22 protein-coding genes and 1 tRNA gene are annotated in these 17,950 nt (G+C 50.4%); 12 read left to right on the top strand and 11 right to left on the bottom strand.

The genetic code is table 11. The features are described 5' to 3' along the window. Positions 1 to 53 precede the first annotated feature (53 nt). Positions 54 to 485: a CoA-binding protein gene (locus tag MVG27_RS07925; protein WP_297550665.1), complete on the top strand. Its 432-nt coding sequence runs from the start codon at positions 54 to 56 to the stop codon at positions 483 to 485. Positions 486 to 760: 275 nt separating this feature from the next. Here the strand turns inward: MVG27_RS07925 and MVG27_RS07920 are convergent. Beyond that, positions 761 to 848 (bottom strand) — tRNA-Leu (locus tag MVG27_RS07920). Between the two features lie 101 nt (positions 849 to 949). On the opposite strand from MVG27_RS07920, the gene MVG27_RS07915 reads away from it, so the two are divergent. Genes MVG27_RS07915 through MVG27_RS07895 form a run of 5 tightly spaced genes read left to right on the top strand, consistent with a single transcriptional unit; the run spans position 950 to position 3,932 of the window. Then, on the top strand, positions 950 to 1,330 hold the full coding sequence (locus MVG27_RS07915) for a DUF2178 domain-containing protein (RefSeq protein ID WP_297550663.1): 381 nt from the start codon (positions 950 to 952) through the stop codon (positions 1,328 to 1,330). Between the two features lie 14 nt (positions 1,331 to 1,344). After that, a complete protein-coding gene (locus tag MVG27_RS07910) occupies positions 1,345 to 1,542 on the top strand; it encodes a helix-turn-helix transcriptional regulator (protein ID WP_297550661.1) in 198 nt (65 codons plus the stop codon). 1 nt (position 1,543) lies between these two features. Continuing rightward, the gene (locus MVG27_RS07905; protein WP_297550659.1) at positions 1,544 to 1,918 is read left to right on the top strand and encodes a hypothetical protein; all 375 of its coding nucleotides are present in this window, start codon (positions 1,544 to 1,546) and stop codon (positions 1,916 to 1,918) included. Then, a complete protein-coding gene (locus MVG27_RS07900) occupies positions 1,900 to 2,658 on the top strand; it encodes an ABC transporter ATP-binding protein (protein WP_297550658.1) in 759 nt (252 codons plus the stop codon). Before MVG27_RS07905 ends, MVG27_RS07900 begins: the two co-directional genes overlap by 19 nt. Continuing rightward, the gene (locus tag MVG27_RS07895) at positions 2,655 to 3,932 is read left to right on the top strand and encodes an ABC transporter permease (protein ID WP_297550656.1); all 1,278 of its coding nucleotides are present in this window, start codon (positions 2,655 to 2,657) and stop codon (positions 3,930 to 3,932) included. Before MVG27_RS07900 ends, MVG27_RS07895 begins: the two co-directional genes overlap by 4 nt. Before the next feature lie 12 nt (positions 3,933 to 3,944). Here MVG27_RS07895 and MVG27_RS07890 read toward each other — a convergent pair whose 3' ends face one another. Next, the gene (locus MVG27_RS07890; RefSeq protein ID WP_297467019.1) at positions 3,945 to 4,361 is read right to left on the bottom strand and encodes an RNA-binding domain-containing protein; all 417 of its coding nucleotides are present in this window, start codon (positions 4,359 to 4,361) and stop codon (positions 3,945 to 3,947) included. 71 nt (positions 4,362 to 4,432) lie between these two features. Between MVG27_RS07890 and MVG27_RS07885 the strand changes: the two genes are divergently transcribed. Further along, positions 4,433 to 5,242 (top strand): ZIP family metal transporter, encoded by an 810-nt coding sequence (locus MVG27_RS07885; protein WP_297550699.1) that lies wholly within the window; start codon positions 4,433 to 4,435, stop codon positions 5,240 to 5,242. Here the strand turns inward: MVG27_RS07885 and MVG27_RS07880 are convergent. Then, a complete protein-coding gene (locus tag MVG27_RS07880) occupies positions 5,211 to 5,780 on the bottom strand; it encodes a dephospho-CoA kinase (RefSeq protein WP_297550654.1) in 570 nt (189 codons plus the stop codon). The genes MVG27_RS07885 and MVG27_RS07880 overlap by 32 nt on opposite strands. A 103-nt stretch (positions 5,781 to 5,883) precedes the next feature. On the opposite strand from MVG27_RS07880, the gene MVG27_RS07875 reads away from it, so the two are divergent. Beyond that, positions 5,884 to 6,216: a hypothetical protein gene (locus MVG27_RS07875; protein ID WP_297550697.1), complete on the top strand. Its 333-nt coding sequence runs from the start codon at positions 5,884 to 5,886 to the stop codon at positions 6,214 to 6,216. Here MVG27_RS07875 and MVG27_RS07870 read toward each other — a convergent pair. After that, a complete protein-coding gene (locus MVG27_RS07870; RefSeq protein ID WP_297556469.1) occupies positions 6,209 to 8,368 on the bottom strand; it encodes an ATP-dependent DNA helicase in 2,160 nt (719 codons plus the stop codon). The genes MVG27_RS07875 and MVG27_RS07870 overlap by 8 nt on opposite strands. A gap of 44 nt (positions 8,369 to 8,412) precedes the next feature. Between MVG27_RS07870 and MVG27_RS07865 the strand changes: the two genes are divergently transcribed. Further along, entirely contained in the window at positions 8,413 to 9,048 is a 636-nt protein-coding gene (locus MVG27_RS07865) for a hypothetical protein (RefSeq protein ID WP_297550189.1), read from the top strand. Here MVG27_RS07865 and MVG27_RS07860 read toward each other — a convergent pair. From MVG27_RS07860 to MVG27_RS07840, 5 genes are read right to left on the bottom strand one after another with little or no spacing between them, the layout of a single operon-like run. Further along, the gene (locus MVG27_RS07860) at positions 9,033 to 10,010 is read right to left on the bottom strand and encodes an ABC transporter ATP-binding protein (protein ID WP_297466980.1); all 978 of its coding nucleotides are present in this window, start codon (positions 10,008 to 10,010) and stop codon (positions 9,033 to 9,035) included. The two genes, MVG27_RS07865 and MVG27_RS07860, sit on opposite strands and share 16 nt — an antisense overlap. Before the next feature lie 4 nt (positions 10,011 to 10,014). Further along, positions 10,015 to 10,995, bottom strand: coding sequence for an ABC transporter ATP-binding protein (locus MVG27_RS07855; RefSeq protein ID WP_297550190.1), 981 nt, complete (start codon positions 10,993 to 10,995; stop codon positions 10,015 to 10,017). Further along, positions 10,988 to 12,187 carry an ABC transporter permease gene (locus MVG27_RS07850; protein WP_297550193.1) on the bottom strand — a complete coding sequence of 400 codons (1,200 nt, stop codon included), beginning with the start codon at positions 12,185 to 12,187 and terminating at the stop codon, positions 10,988 to 10,990. The genes MVG27_RS07855 and MVG27_RS07850 overlap by 8 nt, the downstream gene beginning before the upstream one ends. Positions 12,188 to 12,198: 11 nt before the next feature. Then, a complete protein-coding gene (locus tag MVG27_RS07845; protein ID WP_297550191.1) occupies positions 12,199 to 13,200 on the bottom strand; it encodes an ABC transporter permease in 1,002 nt (333 codons plus the stop codon). A 56-nt stretch (positions 13,201 to 13,256) separates the two neighbouring features. Continuing rightward, the gene (locus MVG27_RS07840) at positions 13,257 to 15,461 is read right to left on the bottom strand and encodes an ABC transporter substrate-binding protein (protein ID WP_297550192.1); all 2,205 of its coding nucleotides are present in this window, start codon (positions 15,459 to 15,461) and stop codon (positions 13,257 to 13,259) included. Between the two features lie 194 nt (positions 15,462 to 15,655). Between MVG27_RS07840 and MVG27_RS07835 the strand changes: the two genes are divergently transcribed. Next, on the top strand, positions 15,656 to 15,898 hold the full coding sequence (locus MVG27_RS07835) for an Lrp/AsnC ligand binding domain-containing protein (RefSeq protein WP_297550195.1): 243 nt from the start codon (positions 15,656 to 15,658) through the stop codon (positions 15,896 to 15,898). Here MVG27_RS07835 and MVG27_RS07830 read toward each other — a convergent pair whose 3' ends face one another. Continuing rightward, positions 15,899 to 16,225, bottom strand: coding sequence for a signal recognition particle protein Srp19 (locus MVG27_RS07830; protein ID WP_297556466.1), 327 nt, complete (start codon positions 16,223 to 16,225; stop codon positions 15,899 to 15,901). 57 nt (positions 16,226 to 16,282) lie between these two features. Here MVG27_RS07830 and MVG27_RS07825 point away from each other — a divergent pair, with 57 nt between their 5' ends. Together MVG27_RS07825 and MVG27_RS07820 are read left to right on the top strand one after the other, a co-directional pair. Further along, a complete protein-coding gene (locus tag MVG27_RS07825; RefSeq protein ID WP_297550465.1) occupies positions 16,283 to 16,903 on the top strand; it encodes a DUF257 family protein in 621 nt (206 codons plus the stop codon). After that, on the top strand, positions 16,896 to 17,657 hold the full coding sequence (locus MVG27_RS07820) for a tRNA (adenine-N1)-methyltransferase (RefSeq protein WP_297550425.1): 762 nt from the start codon (positions 16,896 to 16,898) through the stop codon (positions 17,655 to 17,657). The genes MVG27_RS07825 and MVG27_RS07820 overlap by 8 nt, the downstream gene beginning before the upstream one ends. Here MVG27_RS07820 and MVG27_RS07815 read toward each other — a convergent pair. After that, the gene (locus tag MVG27_RS07815) at positions 17,644 to 17,871 is read right to left on the bottom strand and encodes a hypothetical protein (RefSeq protein ID WP_297550427.1); all 228 of its coding nucleotides are present in this window, start codon (positions 17,869 to 17,871) and stop codon (positions 17,644 to 17,646) included. The genes MVG27_RS07820 and MVG27_RS07815 overlap by 14 nt on opposite strands. Between the last annotated feature and the right edge of the window lie 79 nt (positions 17,872 to 17,950).

Here is a 17,950-nt window from a genome sequence, read left to right as displayed (position 1 = left end):
AGAAGTTTCCGCCAACGCTTTAAACTCCTTCCCAAACCTATGGTGGTGATACTATGGTTAGGATAATCCCCGTTGACAAGCTGACCGACGACGATGTGAGGGAGATTCTGACGAAATACCGGAAAATTGCCCTCGTTGGGGCATCGCCAAAACCGGAGAGGGATTCAAATGAGGTTATGCGCTATCTAATCGAGAAGGGCTACGAGGTTTACCCCGTTAACCCGCGCTATTCAGAAGTCCTTGGAAGGAAGTGCTATCCGAGCGTGCTTGACATTCCGGACGAAGTTGAGATAGTAGACCTCTTCGTGAGACCGGAACTCACGCGGGACTACGTCGAGCAGGCGATAAAGAAGGGAGCAAAGGTCGTGTGGTTCCAGTTCGGAACTTACGACAGAGAGGCATTTAAGAGGGCCAGAGAGGCCGGCCTAATAGCCGTCACCCACCGCTGTATCAAGCAGGAGCACACGAGGCTCATTGGAGAATGAAAAAACTTTGTTTTGGCTTTTGGAGGTCTCTGAAGAGTGCCTTACTCCAAATTAAGGGACAGTAGTTAGTCGTGCATTACTAAAAAGCAAGTTACAAAGGATCTGACCCAAGATAACTCCTCCAAACAGTTTTAACCTTTTTGGCTCCCAAGGAGCGCTTTAGACAGTAAAACACTCCTCAGAAGGGTAAGGAGGATAAAAAGCCTTTTCAGAATTTATTATAGAAGAGACACCTACCTTTCGCCAGCGATGAAACTTTTGGGAAAAGTTTCTTATGGTGCGGGGGCCGGGATTTGAACCCGGGAACCCCTACGGGACGGGACCCTAAATCCCGCGCCTTTGGCCAGGCTCGGCTACCCCCGCGCGGTTTTGAGTTTCAATCCTCGATTTAAAAAACTTTGGGGGCAAGGCTTATAAGGATGTAAAGGAAGCTTTACGTGAAGGAAACTTTACATGGTGATAAGATGAAGAGAGCAGAACTTGTAAACTACTTCATAACAGGAATCGCAGGATCATTGCTTGCGATTGCAATTCTCTCCAACAACCCCTCTCTCGCGCTGGGGATTCTCGTGGGATTGATGATAACTCTTTTCTCATACTCGGAGTGGCTTGAGCGCGAGGGAATAGTTTTTAACGATGAGAGAACGCTCAGAATAGACGAGACAGCATCAAGGAGAGCCCTTCAGGCTTTAATAATAATGATGTCAATCACAGTAGTTATTTCGTCTTTTAACTCAAGGAACAGTCAATTTTGGAAAGGAATCTACGTTACTTCCTCGATAACCCTAGCTCTAACGGCGATTCTTAAGATAGTCCTAAGGCATTACTACTCCAGAATTATGTGAGAGGTGCTCTCCACATGAAAAACCGCCTCCGCGAGCTGAGGGAGAAGAAAGGTTTAACACAGGAGGAGCTCGCCAGAGCCCTCGGCGTTACGAGGCAGACGATTATAGCGATTGAGAAGGGCAAATATGACCCCTCCCTGAAGCTGGCCTTCAGAATTGCGAGGTTCTTCGGCGTTAAAATCGAGGACGTTTTCATATATGATGGTGAGTGAGATGAACTGGAAGAAACCCATGGGTCTGGTTCTGTATCTCATGGGCATAGGGCTGGGAATTGCCAGGCCCCCACTTGAGCGGCTGGCGTGCATGGCCATTCCAAGCGGAAAGGTTCTCACCCGTGTAAACGTTCCCCTACTAACTGTGGAGTTGGCCCTAATAATGCTCGGTTCGCTCCTCATTGGGCTTTCTCACGACTTCAAAAACACTCACCGGCGCAACGGATGGCTCGCCGTTTCCTCCGGCCTGGGAACGGCTATCATAGCCGGATACGCTGGGATAGAGAGTCTTTTTCCTCTTTGGCGTGGTTCTGGCCACTCTCGGCCTCGTTGTCTACAACCTCGGGAGGGTCACTCATGGAGATGGTGGAGGTAATTAACCTTGAGAAGGACTACGGCAAAATCAAGGCCCTCAGGGGGATAAGCTTCTCCATAGGCGAGGGGGAAATATTCGGCCTAATTGGGCCCAACGGTGCCGGGAAGAGCACCACACTCAAGATTCTTGCAACCCTCCTCAAGCCCACCGCAGGGACTGCAAAGATAGCCGGCTACGACGTGGTTAAAGACCCCGAGAAAGTCCGTGCCCTCATAAGCTACCTCCCCGAGGAGGCCGGTGCCTACAAGAACCTGACGGGGAGGGAATACCTTGAGTTCATGGCGAGGCTCTACGCCAAGGACGAGGGTAAGGCCAGAAAAATGCTGAAACTCGGCATTGAACTTTCCGGCTTAGGAGAGAGGCTCGACGACAAGGTTTCAACGTACTCAAAGGGAATGACGCGCAAGCTGTTGATAGCTAGAGCTCTGATGGTCAAACCAAAGCTGGCCATACTCGACGAACCCGCGAGCGGGCTTGACATAGTGAACGCCTACGAAATCAGGAAGACGATAAGACGCTTTGCAAGGGAAGAGGGGACGACATTTCTTATCTCAAGCCATAACATGCTGGAGGTAGAGTTCCTCTGCGACAGGGTGGCGATGATTTCAGGCGGGAGGATAGTTGAAGCTGGAACACCGGAAGAGCTGAAGGAAAGATACAACGCGGAGAACCTCGAGGAGGTCTTCATGAGGGCCGTTGGGGTTTCCATTCCGGAACCCGTTGGGGGTGAGGGCTCATGAGCGATTTTCTCGTTCTGGCCAAGAAGGAAGTTAAGAACCTTATGAGGGACAAGAAGCTCATCTTTGGCCTTATAATCGTCCCGCTGATTGTTTATCCGGCACTTGGGAAGATGATGCAGTTCGGATTTGAGAGCGCAACGAAAGAAACGCACGTGGCAATTGTGAACTTTGACGACGGAAAGTACGGGGAGTTGCTGATAAGGGCCCTTAACGTCACGCCGAACGTCTCGGTTACACTGATAAAGGCCAACTCGATAGGTGAAGCGCTCAAAAAGGCCCTCGAAGAAAATCAGAACGTATTGGTTGTGATTCCCCATAACTTCAGCGAGAGCATAGAAGAGAACAGGATTGCCACCCTCCAGATATACGGCGTCTTCAAAGGGATAGGTTCTGGAATGAAGGAGAGCGTGAGTGAGAGCAGAATTAACGCCGTAATAAACGTCCTTTCGGAGGAGATAGCGAAGCTCAAAGTTCAGCAACTCGGGGCCAAAAATCCCGACGCGATTCTGCACCCGATAAGGGCGGAGAGCAAGTCCTATCTCCTCGGCAGAATCGTGAACGTTCCTCCGACGGTTGTTTCCCAGGTTCTGGCGTCTCAGTCATACGGACTACCCCTCATAGTCTTTCTAATGGTCATGATAACCTCCCAGATGTCCGCTGGAGCTGTGGCGAGCGAAAAAGAAAACAAGACACTGGAAACCCTTCTGACGCTCCCGGTGAAGAGAACGACGATAGTCGCATCAAAGATAACCGGAACTGCCGTTATGGGGGTGATTGCGGCTCTCGCCTACATGATTGGCCTCAAGCAGTACATGGCGGGCTTTGGGGCTGAAACAGGCGTTTCACTGAGCGAGCTCGGCCTCTCAATAACACCCCTTGGAATGTTCCTCTTCGGTGTTGTGGTGTTCCTGACGATAGCCTTTTCCCTGAGCTTGGCGATGCTTCTAGCTGTTTTCGCGGAGGACGTGCAGAGCGCAAATACAATCGTCAGCTCGGTTATACTACCGCTGGCGTTCCCGTCCTTCATCCTGATGTTCGTGGACCTCAACGCGCTTCCAGCGGTCGGCAGATACATCCTCCTCGCCAGCCCATTCACGCACCCGGTTGTTGATTACCGCTACGTTATAATGGGTAACTACACGGCGCTTGGAGTTAGCATACTCTACCTGACGGCGGTTGCAGGAGCTACCCTTTACGTAACCGCAAGGGTCTTCGCAAGCGAGAAAATCCTGACAGCAAGGATAAGCTGGGGACGAAAAAGGAAATCGGAATGACACTGTTTCTTTTTACTCTATTGGCACGCCGTCCTTCGTCCTCGGGGCGAGCCACTTCATGAGCTTCTTTGGATTTTTCGTTCTGATGATTATCGTTATCGGCCCCAGAGGGCCCTCCTCGTTGAAGTTGACGACGCCGGCGTAGGCGGCCTGCTTGTTAACCTTGACGATTATCTCTTCCCCGAAGTAGCCCTCCTCAAGAAAACTCCTCGCGGTATCGAGTATCGCCTGTCCTCGGAACAGCTCGTAAAGCCTGCTCAGTGCCTTTTTGCTCCTCGTCCGTCCGGTAAGAATAACGTATTCATCCCTCTCGAACGTTTCAAACTCAAGGTCCGGAACGAGGTTCAGCATTGCCTTTTTGACCTTCTCGATGTCCTCAGTGGGATAAACGTACGCCTCGAGCTCAACCTCTTCAAACAACTCCTCCATTCCACTCACCGGTTTAAGCTCTGAAGAAGGCTTATAAACCCAACCGCCGAATTTGTTAGGGTGGCCTAATGATGTTAGAAAACTTCATTCAAAACCTAGCGGAGTGGATACTCGCGGTTTCAAACGGCGAGATAATATGGGTGGCCTTTTACGCTGGTCTGTTCGTCGCGATAATGACATCACTCGGTGCAATGGTTGCAATCTTTGCCAGAAGAATACCCGAAGAAGGAGTTGACTTTTCTCTGAGCTTTGCCGCTGGAGTCATGATAGTCGCTTCCTTCACCTCCCTAATCCTCCCCGCAATAGAGAGCACCGACTCTTTTGCACCCGCCGGGGTAGGGATAGCCCTGGGGGTTCTCCTCATCTATGCAATAGACCGGCTTCTACCACACGAGCACCTCGTTAAAGGCTACGAGGGTCCAAAATCCATGAAAAACCGCCTCAGGAAAGTCTGGCTTCTGGTGATAGCGGTCATAATCCACAACCTGCCAGAGGGAATGGCCGTCGGAACGTCGCTCGTTTACAACCTTGAGGTTGGTCTCGTTACTGCGATAGCCATAGGAATCCAGGACTTTCCGGAGGGAACGGTTGTTTCCCTTCCGCTCGCCACACTTCAGAAGAAACGCCTCCAGCCCATTCTGATGGGAATCCTCAGCGGTTTCGCTGAGATGGCGATGGTCTTGCTCGGTGCTTACTTTTTCACGCTCTTCAGCTGGCTCCTGCCTTACGGCCTCGGAATGGCCGGCGGGGCAATGCTCTACGTTACGGTGAAGGAGATGATTCCGGAGATATACAAAAGCGAGAAGAGTGAGACCCTGGTTACACTGGGCTTTTTTGCGGGCTTCTACGTCATGCTTCTCCTCGACTCAATGCTAGGATAACTTCAACGAGTTCCTTGACCTTTTTTTCGTACTCCTCCTTGCTCCCATCGTTAACGAGCATGTAGTCTGCCATCGCTATAACGCCACCGATTCCAAAGCGGAGCTCCTTCCAGTCCCTTTCCTCAAAGTCCTCCCACGTTTTGGGGTCATCGTGCCTTCCGCGGGCTTTAAGCCTTTCAAAGCGAAGCTTTGGTGGTGTGTGCACGGCCACTATGACTATGTCCTCATCTGGAAAGGCTCCTCTAAACGTTCCTACCTCATCAAGGGAACGAACCCCATCGATAACGACGATTGGACTTTTTTTCAGGAGCTCTTCCACCTTCCTAACGGCGAGCTTAGCCACGGCATTCTGGCCCAGCTCCTGCCTCAGCCTAATGCTCACCTTGGCAACGTTCTCCTTGGTAAGCTCAAGGCCTCGCTTTACGGTCTCCTCGCGCACGATATCGCCGAGAGAAACGCTTGGAAAACCTCTCTTCTCAAACTCTTTCACGATTTTGCTCTTTCCAGAACCGGGCATTCCCGTTACTATTACAATCATCGAGCCCACCCCGAGTAGGGGGAAGGAGCTTTAAAAAAGTTGGGTTTAATTAGGATAGCAAAACTTTTTAAGGTTTGTCACAGGAACAGTGTTGGTGGGAAAGATGAACGTGAGCTGGTTCATTATCGGACTCGTAGTTACGTTCCTCGTAAATATCCCGTTCGGGTTCTGGAGGGCACACGCAAAGAGAACGGGTAACAAACTTGAATGGGCCTTGGCCGTTCACCTTCCGGTTCCCCTCGTAGTGCTTATGAGGTACCTTGCCGGACTCAGCTGGAACGCCTCTGGAGTTCCCTTTATACTGACCTTTGTTCTGGCGTATTTCCTCGGCCAGAGAACAGGCGGAAGGTTATACTCAGAAGCACATGAAAATGGCCTTAACCCGGAAAGAAACGTCTTTGTTCTCTGGACGGGAGGAGAAGGAGAGGCTATCTGAGGAAGTCCTCAAGGGTCCCCTTCCTCTTTGGCTTTTCCCTCACCCGCTTTTCTATCCCAAGGTATCGGTATATTCCGTCGAGGATTTTGGCTCCGATTCCCTCAACGGCAAGAAGCTCCGCTGGTTTCGCGTTGGCTATTTCCTCAACGCTCCTGAAGCCGGCGTTGTACAGGGCCCTCGCCCTCTTCCTTCCGATGTTCGGAAGTTTAACCAGCTCAAGGAGCTCCTCGCGAACGCCGTGTCTGAGCCTTAGGTGAAGGTCCCGAAGGTATTGAAGAACGTCCTCCTTCGGTTCAAAGAGCTTGTAGAGCTCTATGAGGGAATACATGAGCCAGTCGGCCAGCTCCAGGAGTCTGTAGAGGTCGCCCGGGTCTATCGCGTAGGTCTCGTAAATCCTTGCTTCGGGAACCTCGTTTATCCAGTCGAGGAGGACTTTGGCTGTCTTTATCTGGCTCAGGAAGCCCTGAAAGCGGGAATCCTCGTAGTAGGGTATGCTTGAGTAGAGCTCCTCCTCAAGCTCGTATGCCAGGTCGAAGTAGTCCTCCATTTCGCGCCTTCTGGCCGTTAAAGTCGCCATGTCTGGGGTTGAGGCGACGAGCTGGAAGATTCCAAAGGGGTTCGGGTTTTTCTCGAGTTTCGGGAAGGCGTCCCTGAACTTTTTAGCCGTGAGGGGGTCTATGTAGAGCTGGGACGTCCTTTTGCCGAATGGAAGGGGCATGAACTTCTCCTCAAGGTCCAAATCTATGAACTCGTTCTCGATTAAGAAGTAAACAACGTTCTTGGCCTTGTATTCCAGGGAACTTAAATCCTTTCTCTGGTGGGCGTAAAAGGTTCTTTCGAGGAAGCGAACCAGTTCTCCAAAGCTCCCTATTCCGAAGTTCGTGATTAGGGCCAAAATCTGGCTCCTAAAGGCCTGCTCGTTGGCGAGCATGGAGAACAGTTTCTCCGGTTTCCCCCTTATGTAGCGCTCCATCAGCTTGCCGGGTTCGTCAGTTCTCGCTATTATTATCGCCTCTCCAACCCTGTCGTACTTCGGCCTTCCGGCACGGCCCATCATCTGCTGTATCTCAAGGACTGGAATGTCCGTCCAGCCAAAGCCCGCGTATCTCTTGGTGTCGCGGATTATTACTCTAAATGACGGTAAATTGACACCAGCACTTAAGGTCGGCGTCGCCGTTATGACCTTAATCAGCCCCTCCCTGAAGGCGTCTTCTATCAAAGTCCTCTCGGCCCTGCTTAAGCCGGCGTGGTGGAAGGCAACGCCACCTTTTATTGCCCTTCTCAGTTTCTCGCTCGTGGGATTGTCCTCAAGCTGGGAGGCCAAACTCTCAAGGGCCCTTCTCTCGGACTTGGTGAGGTGGCTTGATACCAGCCTTGAGAGGGCTATTGCTTCCTTCTCTGCACTCCTCCTTGTGTTTACGAAGACGAGGGCCCCTTTACCCCTCTTCACGGCATCGACGACGAGGGAATACCAGTTCTCGGGGTAGGTTTCTACCTTGCCGTCCTCCCAGATGAGCGTTCCCGTGTGGAAAACTCCTCTTTTTAGTTCAACGGGACGCCAGTCGCTAACTACAAGTTCTGCATCAAGCCATTCCGCCAGCTCCTCGGCGTTGCCGACTGTGGCACTCAGGGCCAAAATCTGGGCCCTTCCGAGCATGTGGGTTAGAATCATCTCCAGCGTCGCTCCCCTGTCGTACGAACCGATAAGGTGAACCTCGTCGGCAACCACAAGTTTTACATCGTCAATCCATCTGGCGTTGTGCCTCAGGAGCGAGTCGAACTTCTCGGCGGTGGCAACTATTATGTCGTACTTCCCAAGCCACTCGTCCGTTGAGTCGTAGTCGCCGGTCGTCGCGGCAACCTTAAGACCGAGCTTTTCCCACTCCTTGAACTCGCGGTACTTCTCCTCGGCCAGGGCCTTCAGCGGAACGAGGTAAACCGCTTTACATCCATCCCGGAGGAGCCTGTTCACCATGACTATCTCGCTCACAAGGGTCTTCCCGCTGGCGGTTGGAATTGCCAGAACAAGGTTTCTGCCTTCTAAAACACCGCTCTTTAAGGCTTTGGCCTGCGGTGGGTAGAGCTCCCTTATGCCCCGGCCTTTGATGATGTCCTTTATCCTCTCATCTACTGGGAGTTCGTCAACCCTCATCTCAACCGCAAGCCTTATTGAGGAGGTGGTTAAATAGGTTTGGGATGACCATGAACGTTCCATACGTTCTCTTTGAAGTGAGAAAAAATGGGAAAAAGAGGGGAACCTTTGCGATTGACACATACTTCATCGAGTTCGTCTCCCTTGAGCCGAGGAAGGTCGTTATGATAAAAGATACCTCGGCAGTAGCCCTAAAGGAAGAGGTCAACGACGCGCTTCCGAAACTTCTGGGAAAACCCGTTGAAGAACTCCTGAAGGGGCTTTACCGGGAACTCCTTGAAAACTCAAATGAGGTCAGGGAGAAGAGGATAACCCACATGAGGCGCTGGAACGTCTGGAGAATACTTGGAATCCCAACGGGTCACAGCAGACACGTTGCAATAGATGAGGAACTGTCGAAGGCTGAGCGGGAGTATTCGCTTGCCCTTGCGTTGCTGGAGAGAATACTGGGCGTCAAAGGTGAAGACGAACTTGAAGGTGTTAAAATCACAGAACTGGGAGTTCTTTACAGAAAGCTCCGGCTCGCCAATGGACGGGTTCTTGGAGAGGAAGGGGTTGATAAGGTCTACACAAACCTCCTCAAAATCGACCCGGTTTTCAGGACTGCATTTTTCTCCGCGCTTTTTAAAAACGTTGGAGTAACGGAGGAAATAAGGAAAAGGGCTCAGGACTTTGCGTAGAGCCAGCAGGCCACGTAGTGGTCTTTTTCAACTTCGATGAGAGGCGGTTCTTTCTTGTCGCAGAGTCCTGCCTTGGCCAGGGGGCACCTCGGGTGGAAGCGACAGCCCTTCGGCGGATTGATTGGACTCGGAGGTTCGCCCTTAATTTCCATTTTCTTCTTTTTCCTTGCGAGTTCGGGATCGGGGATTGGTATGGCCGAGAGGAGCATCTGGGTGTAGGGATGTAGCGGGTTCTCAAAGATTCTCTCGGCCGGGCCTATCTCCACGAGCTTTCCGAGGTACATGACCCCCATGCGGTGGCTCATGTATTTGACAACGCCAAGGTCATGGCTTATGAAGAGATACGAAAAGCCGTGCTTCTTCTGGAGCTCCTTGAGGGTGTTTAAAATGTTGGCCTGAACCGAAACGTCGAGGGCGGAAGTTGGTTCGTCAAGGACAACGAAGTCGGGCTGAAGTGCGAGTATTTTAGCCAATGCAATCCTCTGTCTCTGTCCCCCGGAGAACTCGTGGGGATAGCGGTAGAGGTGCATCTCGTTAAGACCAACGCTCTCCAACAGGCGTATAACGAACTCCTCCGGGTCATCGACCTCTATACCGTGGAACTTGACTGGCTCCATTATAATGTTGAAAACTGTCTGTCTTGGGTTAAGGGAGGAATACGGGTCCTGAAACATTATCTGGGCATGTCGCCTGAACCAGAGGAGTTCCTTCCCCTTGAGCCCTGTCACGTCCTTTCCCATAAAGGTAATCTTGCCCTCTGTCGGTTCGATGAGCCTGAGTATTGTTCTTCCCGTGGTTGTCTTCCCGCAACCGCTTTCCCCAACCAGTCCAAAGGTTTCACCGGGCATTATCTCGAAGCTGACTCCATCAACGGCTTTAACCCACGCAACAGTTCTCAGGAGGCTCCTAACGGGGAAATACTTTTTGAGGTTTTCAACCTTGAGCACTGGTTCCATCGTCATCACCTCAGTATCTGTGGCAGGCCACAAAATGGCCCGGTTCTATCTCCTTGAGTTTGGGCTCCTCTTTTCTGCAACGCTCTTCAGCCAGTGGGCATCTCGGGTGGAAGCGACAGCCCTTCGGTGGAGTTATAAGGTTCGGGACTGTTCCGGGAATGCTCTCGAGCTTTTCTATCCTCTTTAGGGGGTTTGGCACTGCCCTGAGAAGTGCAATGGTGTATGGATGCAGGGGGTTGTGGAATATCTGGTCAACACTGCCTATCTCAACAACCTTCCCCGCGTACATGACAACGACGCGCTGGGCCGTTTCCGCAACAACACCCAGGTTGTGAGTTATGAGGAGAACTGTCGCATTATATTTTCTCTTCAGCTCGTTGAGAAGCTCGAGTATCTGTGCCTGAACGGTAACGTCGAGCGCGGTTGTGGGCTCGTCAGCTATGAGCAACCTCGGGTTGTTGGCTATCCCTATTCCAATCACAACCCTCTGTTTCATACCCCCGGAAAGTTCATGGGGATAATTTTTAACTCTCCTCTCAGGATCTGGGATGAGGACTTCCCTCAAAATGTCCACAGCCTTCGCTATGCCTTCTTTTATGTTCTTGACCTTGCCGTGAACTTCCATGGCCTCACCTATCTGATATCCAACGGTGTACAGGGGGTCAAGGGAGGAATGCGGGTCTTGGAAGATGTATGCTATCTCATTACCCCGGATTTCCCGTATCTCCTCTTCGCTTAGCTTGAGCAAATCGATTGTTGAGCCGTCGTCCCTGTGGTAAATCACCTGACCGTTCACTATCCTACCGGGGCTCTCGATGAGCTTGGTTATCGCCCTTGAGGTGACGCTTTTTCCACAGCCGGTCTCACCGACGAGGGCCAGTGTTTCGCCACGGTAGATGTCAAAGGACACGTTCTCTATCGCCTTGACAACACCTGCGTAGGTGTAGAAGTAAACGCTGAGGTTTTTGATTTCTATGATGGGCTCAGGCATTCTCTTCACCCCCACCGGACTTCTTCTTGAGTTTGAACTCGAGGCTCCTCCTTGTCCTCGGGTCAAGGACGTCTCTCAAACCATCACCGAGGAGATTCCAGCCAAGGACGACGGTGACTATAACCAATCCCGGGAAGGCAACGAGCCACCATGCCTGTGGGAACTGCTGTGAACCCTGGTTGATTAGGTTACCCCAGTCCGGTATTGGTGGAACGGCACCGAGTCCAAGGAAACTCAGGCCAGCCTCCGTAAGGATTATTCCACCGAAGTCCATCGTGATCATAACCAAAATAGGGCCTATGATGTTGGGAAGTATATGCCTGAAGAGTATCGTTCTGGTTGGTAGGCCTATCGCACGGGCAGCCTCGACGTATAGGTTCTCCTTCTCCGTCAGCGTTGAACCGCGCGTTACCCTAGCGTAGCCCGGCCACCAGACTATGACCAGAGCGACAAAAACCGCCAAGAGCTTTCCAAGGTTGTTAACGTCTCTCGGGTGCAATGCGAAGAGCTTTAAAACGAGCGTCTGGGCCCATGTGTGGGCATTCAGGAAGTTCTGAATTCTGCCCGGTAGAACCGCGGAGAGGGCAATGGCGAGTATAAGCCCCGGGAATGCCAGGAACATGTCCGTAATACGCATTATGACCTCATCGACCTTCCCACCGTAGTAGCCGGAAATCAGTCCGAGGATTATTCCTATTGTCGGGCCTATGAGGATGATAAATATGTCCAACACCAGCGCCGTTCTGGCTCCCGCGAGAAGAAGACTAAGAACGTCCCTTCCGTAGGTGTCCGAACCGAGGGGATAGTGGATGTATGTCGTGTAGTGGATTATGTACCCGTTTTTGAGCTCCGTAACGTTGAGGAAGTAAGTCGAGCCCGGTGGTGCAAGCTGGGTTGAGTAGTTGTAATTCACTGGGAAGAAGTCATACGACCAAGGAGTCAAGTAAGGTCCAAATATGCCGATGAAGATGTAAATGATGACTATGAAAAGCCCGAGCAACGTCGGAGGGGAACGGTTTATGGCGTACGCCATTAGCTTCCATTCTTTAATTCTCGACTGATTCCTTCGCTTCCAGTCCTTTTTGAAGAGGCTTATAAAGGATGCAAGGCCGTCTATGAGCCTGTCACTGATTCTATCCAGTATGCTCATCTCGTACTCTTCCTTTGGTTCGTATTCCTCCTGTTTGACCATGACCACCACCCTCAGAACCTAACCCTCGGGTCGATTATCGCGTAGAGTATGTCGGCTATCAGGTTTGCCGTGACGAAGACTATCGCGTAGAGGAACGTGACGCCTATCAAAGCCGGGAAGTCCAGATACATTATTGCCTGAAGTGCGTAGCGACCTATTCCCGGAAGGTTGAAAACGGTCTCCGTAATCGGTGTTCCGGCCAGAAGCCCGCCGAACTGGAGAGCCAGTATGGTTATCACAGGGACGAGGGCGTTCTTGAGGACGTGTCTGTAAAGCCTGCTCTTAGGAACACCCTTTGCTTTGAGGAACAGCGTGCTGTCCCTACTGTATGCCTCAAGGAAGGAGTTCCTTGTGAACCTCATTAGAACACCAGCTGCCGCTATTCCAAGGGTAAAGCCCGGGAGCCAGAAACGTTTTACCTGCTGAACGAAGTTGCTCCAGTTGAGGGTTAGGATGTCATCTATCACAGGGATATGGGTTATTTTATGTGGCGGTCCAGGGGGTATTCCTGCGAGTGTTGTTGCGTTCCAGTGGATGAAGAAGAGCCATATGAAGAGGTAAGCTATAACGTAAATTGGAGTTGATATGAAGACCAAGGCTATTATTCTGAGCACCATGTCCACTGTGCTGTTCCTTTTTAGGGCCGAGATTATTCCGAGGGGTAATCCCATAAGCACAACAAAAAAGAATGCAAACAACGCCAGTTGAAAAGTCACAACGAACCTGTTACCTATGTTGTCAAAGACGGGCTCCTGATTCAAGGGGTCAAGGAGAGAGTTCGTAAAGAGGCCCTTTACAAGAAAGATATACTGATCGTACCACGGCTGGTCGAGATGGTACTCCTTCTTAATCATCTCAATCGCGGCTTGAGAAGCCTTTTCACCCCCCGCCCAGGCACGGACGGGATTGGCGGGAATCACGTAGGCTATAACGAAAACAATGAGCGTAACCCCAATGAGAGTTGGAACAAACGTCAGCGCCCTTCTCACCAGGAATTTTCCAAGCCCTGCCACGTCGTTTCCCTCCCTGTTGTTGAGAACCAAAAGAGGAGCAAAAGAAAAGAAAGGGTTCACCCTTCAATAACCTCGTAGTTGAGGCTGTCAAAGACAACAGCACTCTGGAGGAATGGGCCGACGTAGTCGTCGGGGTCGAGGAAGTCGGGTGCCCATCCAACGATGTAGACATCAAAGTCTCCGCTGGCCGTCTTGCTCAGGAGTGTCGGCCACGAGAGAGGCGTAACTGAAATCTTGAAACCAAGCTGTCCCCACGTGTTCTGGAGGAGCGTTGCTATCTTTTCACGCTGGGTGTTTCCGGTGTTGTAATAAATCGTTATGGTGTAGTCACTTGGGTTTATGCCGGACTCCCTGATAAGCTGGAGTGCCTTTGCGATGTTGTACTTGTACTTGATGACACAGCACTCGGTATAGCCGAGCCATCCAATTGGAATCGGGCCGTAGTTCGGCACCATGTAGCCCTTGTAAACCGCCTGGTAAATCTGCTCGTAGGGTGTTGCCCAAGCAAGGGCCTCCCTCACTTTGACGTTATCGAAGGGCTTCTTCGCGGCGTTGAGAACTATGAACACCATATCCGGTGTGACAAAGGAGTCAATCTTTGACTCAAAGTTGCCGAGCTTGAGGTTCTTGACCGCGTCGAGCCTGTCAACTGGAACCGCCGCTATATCCGCAACACCCTTCTGGAAGAGGCTTATGCGCGTTGTTGCATCGTCTGAGAGGACGTATATGACGCGCTTGGTCGTGACGTAATTCGGATACTTCTCCTCCAGCTTGCTCCAGACGCTGGAGTTCCAGTAGTAGGGGTTCCTCTCAAGGATTATGTAGCTGTTCTGCTTGGCGTCTTTGATGTAGAACGGCCCGGTGAACACTCCAATGTAGTTGTTCTGAAGCATCTGGTGTATTGGGTCCTTTGAACCCGGCTGGACGTACTTGGCCCACTCCCATGGTTTTCTACCCCAGTCAGAGGCCTTCATGGCCTCCTCGTACTTGTCTCCGAGCAGGTATTTCGCGGGGATGACCATCAGGTATGGGTCTGCAAGAACGCTCAGTATTCCACCGTATGGGTGCGGGAGAACGAGCTTGTAAACTCCAGCAGTTGGTCCGCTGTAGCCGAAGAACTGGAGGAGCTCGTTGAGACTCTTAACCTCCTTTGTCTTGCCGTTGAAGTCGGCTATTATTCCACCGTTCTGGAGAACCTTCTCAAACTCGCTTTCACTCATAGCATAGCTCTTGTTGAGGTCGGTGTAGGTTGCCAGCATCCAGTTGACGGAGTAACCTGCCCTGAGAATGCGCCAGAACTCAAATTCAACATCCGTAGCATTAATCGGATAGAGCTTGCCGGTCTTGGGGTCGTAAGCCTTAACTCCTCCCCTTATAACGAAGTACCAGACGGTTCCGTCCTTGTTGTGGGCCCACGCGACAGCCAAGTCGGGTGAAACCTTCTTGGTCTCGTTTTCCCAGTATGTAACGAGGGTATCACCAACGTTGTGGTAGAGGGCCCATCCAAAGGTCTCGTAGTCAAATGCCGGGTCGAAGGAGCTCGGCCATCCTATGGTTGTTTCAACGATTGTTCCGGGCTCGTTCTTGTAGTCACCTATTCCAATGCTGACCGTCGGTGCGTTCTTGTCCTCCATAACGAGGTCCCAGCGCGGTGCGAGAACAGGATTGTAATACCAGTTGTGCACCCAGTTCCAGTAGACGCGGGTAGCCTTAGTATCACCGAGAATTATCTCCGGAACCTCTTTGTTGGCAAGAATGTACAGGGCATTATATAGTGCCTCCCTAATATTGGGATCTGTTATTTTCCTGCCGAGCTGGATTAAAGCGTCCATCCTCGGGTCACGGAGGAATGCAGGGTTTATTTGACCGAAGCCCTGTTGGTTCTTCATGAGCTCCTCTATACTAGGAGTCTTCTTCTCATCGACCTTGTAAGAGACCACGATGACCGGCTTGTTGGGTAGGTTTGAAACTTTGGCTCCCTTTCCTTCAGGTCCAACGACGACGACGTACTTTGGAGTTTCTATAACCGTCGCATTGGATAGGTGCTCCTCAATATATGTTATAGCCTTAGATGACTGCACGGTTGTTGAAGAACTTGATGTCGTTTGAGTAGAGGATGCCTGAGAAGTCGAAGTAGAACCCCCTGCGGGGCTTATTGTTGTCGTTGTGGGACTACTCCCACCACCGATACAGCCACTAGCTACTACTGAAAATGCCACAACAAAAACCAGCAGAAGTGTCACTGCCACTTTCCCTTTCATAAACGCTCACCTCTGTCGATTGAGGCACTATATGTTATCTTGGAAGACGTATAAATTTTTCGATGGTCATTTTGTCACAACGATGATTCTTTGATTGCAATCACATATCCTATTGGCCGAATGCCTGTACTACGAAAAGCTTAAATGAGCAGAACTCCAACTAAATTGCGAAGAAAATTTCGGCGGTGATGTCTATGGTTAGGTCGTATGTTTTGTTAACAGTTGAGATTGGAAAAGTTGAGAGCGTCATTGAGGCTCTCAAGCAGATACCGGGCGTTACAAAGGCAGATGCCGTCACCGGTCCCTACGATGCCATCGTCCACATCGAAGCCAAAGACCTTGGAGAACTGACCAGAAGAATACTCCACGACATACATAACATCGATGGGGTTATAGACACTACCACCGCGATAGTAGTTGAAATGGACGAGGAGTGATCACCTTCTCTTTCTCTTAGCCTTAGTTGATTTTGAACGCGAACGGAGTTCTCTAATCTTTTCCGCAATCATTTTGAGGCTCTTCGATTTTCCATATGGGCTTTCAATTTTCATAAAGCCGTAAGTTCTTAGTTCTTCTTCAAGTCCCGAAAGACGGGGATTTAGCTTATGGGTGTCCTTTTCAAGAATTTTCATGCCGAGAATTAATATTGCATCCTCAATTTCAGAGAATTTAGGTTTATCAACGGCGATATTCTTAGGGACTGTTCTTCCATATTTCCTGCTAAGTCTTCTATCTAGCTCACTCGGCCATATCACAAACTTCATTTTTCCACCCGGCAAGATTTAAAAGAGTGGGCGTTAAAAACCCTTTTGGTGAAGATCATGGTAATCAAAAATCTTGAAAAAGACGTGTTGAGCTTTATGGCTCCCGGGGACGTTGTTTTAGTTGAGTATCGGTCGCGAGAACCTATAGAAACGCTCGCATGGGGAGAACTTTTACCTGCAATAGGCGAGGGAGGCGTTGTTGTAGTGGATTTCTTTGGCATGGGGGAGATTTTACTGAGGAAGTTCATGAGGAGAGGGGAAGTTGATTATTCAAGCATTATCGAGCTTCTCAGGGACTTAAAAGTTGTTCGTGTGGGACCAGGGACTGTGACATATGGAGAAATTCTTGAGGACGTAGTCCCAAGCTATGATCCCCATACTTTTCTGAGAAGCTACCACTCAATTATGAGCAAAATCTCTAGACTTCCACAGAAGCCAAAATACATGGTAACATTTGGGCTTGCTCATTATATCCATTTCAATCCAGAGAATGCCATAAAGGCCATATTGACGGCCGTAAGCACAATTCCAGCTGAGGATTTGGTAATAATCAATTTCATCAACTCCGAAGTCATAAAACGCTCTCGGTTGGCCATACTAGAAGAACTCAGCACAGCCATAGTGGAAGTCTCAGAAGGGAATATCAAAATTTACAAGGACGGTGGCGTTAGTGATTAAAGAGGGAAGCAGTGTTGTTCTCATTGACAAAAGGGGAAAGAGATATCTTGTGAAAGTTGAAAAAAAGGAGTTTCATACTGATTTGGGGATATTAAACCTAGGTGAGCTCATAGGAAAACCTTATGGAACGAGAATAGAGAGCCATAAGGGGGAAACATTCGTAGCGCTAAAGCCCGACATCAACGATATAATAGCGAAAATGAAGCGTGGACCTCAGATAGTCCATCCAAAAGACGCTGGAATAATCATAGCCTACGCCGGAATCTCGCCGGGAGATATTGTGATAGAGGCCGGGGCCGGGAGCGGGGCCCTGACGATTTTTCTGGCCAATGCTGTAGGACCAGCGGGAAGGGTAATAAGCTACGAAGTGAGAAAGGACTTCTACGAGATAGCAAAGAAGAACATAGAACTCGCCGGTTTCTCGGATAGAGTTCTTCTAAAAAACAAGAGCATCTACGATGGAATAGATGAAGAGAGGGCCAACCATATCGTTCTTGATCTTCCACAGCCCGAGAACGTTCTTCCCCACGCGGTTGACGTTTTGAGGCCCGGAGGTTACTTCGTGGCCTATACACCGTGCATGAACCAGGTTCACCGCTTCTTCAGGGCGCTGGAGGAGTACAAAGAGCACTTCATGAAGCCGAGGGTTGTTGAGGTTCTCGTCAGGGAACAGGAAGTTAAAAGGGACTGCATGAGGCCGAAGACGACCATGCTTGCCCACACAGGTTACATAACGTTTCTCAGGAAGCTGTGAACGTGTTTTCTCTGCTCTCCTCTTTCTCCTCAAAGGTAATGTAGGCGATTATCCAGCCTAAGATGATTATTGCAAGCGATTTCAGGAGGGGGTTGCTTCCCAGAACCTCTCTGACAGGCCCAACCGCACCGTAGAGCAGTGGAAGGAACATGCCAAGGGCAGTTGTGATAACCGAAATGTGATAAACCAACATCTTGGCCTCCATTACCAACACCATGAAAGCTTTTCCCGGGATTTAAAAAGCGTTTCCTTCAAGTTTTAAAATAACCCTTCGAAATCCATTCGGAGTTCTA

The sequence above is a fragment of the Thermococcus sp. genome, from assembly GCF_027011145.1.
In the GTDB taxonomy this organism is placed as follows: Archaea; Methanobacteriota_B; Thermococci; order Thermococcales; family Thermococcaceae; genus Thermococcus.
The sequence above is the reverse complement of the archived record's forward strand: the minus strand, read 5'-3'. Positions and strand labels throughout refer to the sequence as shown.

Bases quoted from the DNA above. Each gene is read 5' to 3' on its own strand.
- MVG27_RS07925 (WP_297550665.1), top strand. From the start codon at position 54: ATGGTTAGGATAATCCCCGTTGACAAGCTGACCGACGACGATGTGAGG.
- MVG27_RS07915 (WP_297550663.1), top strand. From the start codon at position 950: ATGAAGAGAGCAGAACTTGTAAACTACTTCATAACAGGAATCGCAGGA.
- MVG27_RS07910 (WP_297550661.1), top strand. From the start codon at position 1,345: ATGAAAAACCGCCTCCGCGAGCTGAGGGAGAAGAAAGGTTTAACACAG.
- MVG27_RS07905 (WP_297550659.1), top strand. From the start codon at position 1,544: ATGAACTGGAAGAAACCCATGGGTCTGGTTCTGTATCTCATGGGCATA.
- MVG27_RS07900 (WP_297550658.1), top strand. From the start codon at position 1,900: ATGGAGATGGTGGAGGTAATTAACCTTGAGAAGGACTACGGCAAAATC.
- MVG27_RS07895 (WP_297550656.1), top strand. From the start codon at position 2,655: ATGAGCGATTTTCTCGTTCTGGCCAAGAAGGAAGTTAAGAACCTTATG.
- MVG27_RS07890 (WP_297467019.1), bottom strand. From the start codon at position 4,361: ATGGAGGAGTTGTTTGAAGAGGTTGAGCTCGAGGCGTACGTTTATCCC.
- MVG27_RS07885 (WP_297550699.1), top strand. From the start codon at position 4,433: ATGTTAGAAAACTTCATTCAAAACCTAGCGGAGTGGATACTCGCGGTT.
- MVG27_RS07880 (WP_297550654.1), bottom strand. From the start codon at position 5,780: ATGATTGTAATAGTAACGGGAATGCCCGGTTCTGGAAAGAGCAAAATC.
- MVG27_RS07875 (WP_297550697.1), top strand. From the start codon at position 5,884: ATGAACGTGAGCTGGTTCATTATCGGACTCGTAGTTACGTTCCTCGTA.
- MVG27_RS07870 (WP_297556469.1), bottom strand. From the start codon at position 8,368: ATGAGGGTTGACGAACTCCCAGTAGATGAGAGGATAAAGGACATCATC.
- MVG27_RS07865 (WP_297550189.1), top strand. From the start codon at position 8,413: ATGACCATGAACGTTCCATACGTTCTCTTTGAAGTGAGAAAAAATGGG.
- MVG27_RS07860 (WP_297466980.1), bottom strand. From the start codon at position 10,010: ATGACGATGGAACCAGTGCTCAAGGTTGAAAACCTCAAAAAGTATTTC.
- MVG27_RS07855 (WP_297550190.1), bottom strand. From the start codon at position 10,995: ATGCCTGAGCCCATCATAGAAATCAAAAACCTCAGCGTTTACTTCTAC.
- MVG27_RS07850 (WP_297550193.1), bottom strand. From the start codon at position 12,187: ATGGTCAAACAGGAGGAATACGAACCAAAGGAAGAGTACGAGATGAGC.
- MVG27_RS07840 (WP_297550192.1), bottom strand. From the start codon at position 15,461: ATGAAAGGGAAAGTGGCAGTGACACTTCTGCTGGTTTTTGTTGTGGCA.
- MVG27_RS07835 (WP_297550195.1), top strand. From the start codon at position 15,656: ATGGTTAGGTCGTATGTTTTGTTAACAGTTGAGATTGGAAAAGTTGAG.
- MVG27_RS07830 (WP_297556466.1), bottom strand. From the start codon at position 16,225: ATGAAGTTTGTGATATGGCCGAGTGAGCTAGATAGAAGACTTAGCAGG.
- MVG27_RS07825 (WP_297550465.1), top strand. From the start codon at position 16,283: ATGGTAATCAAAAATCTTGAAAAAGACGTGTTGAGCTTTATGGCTCCC.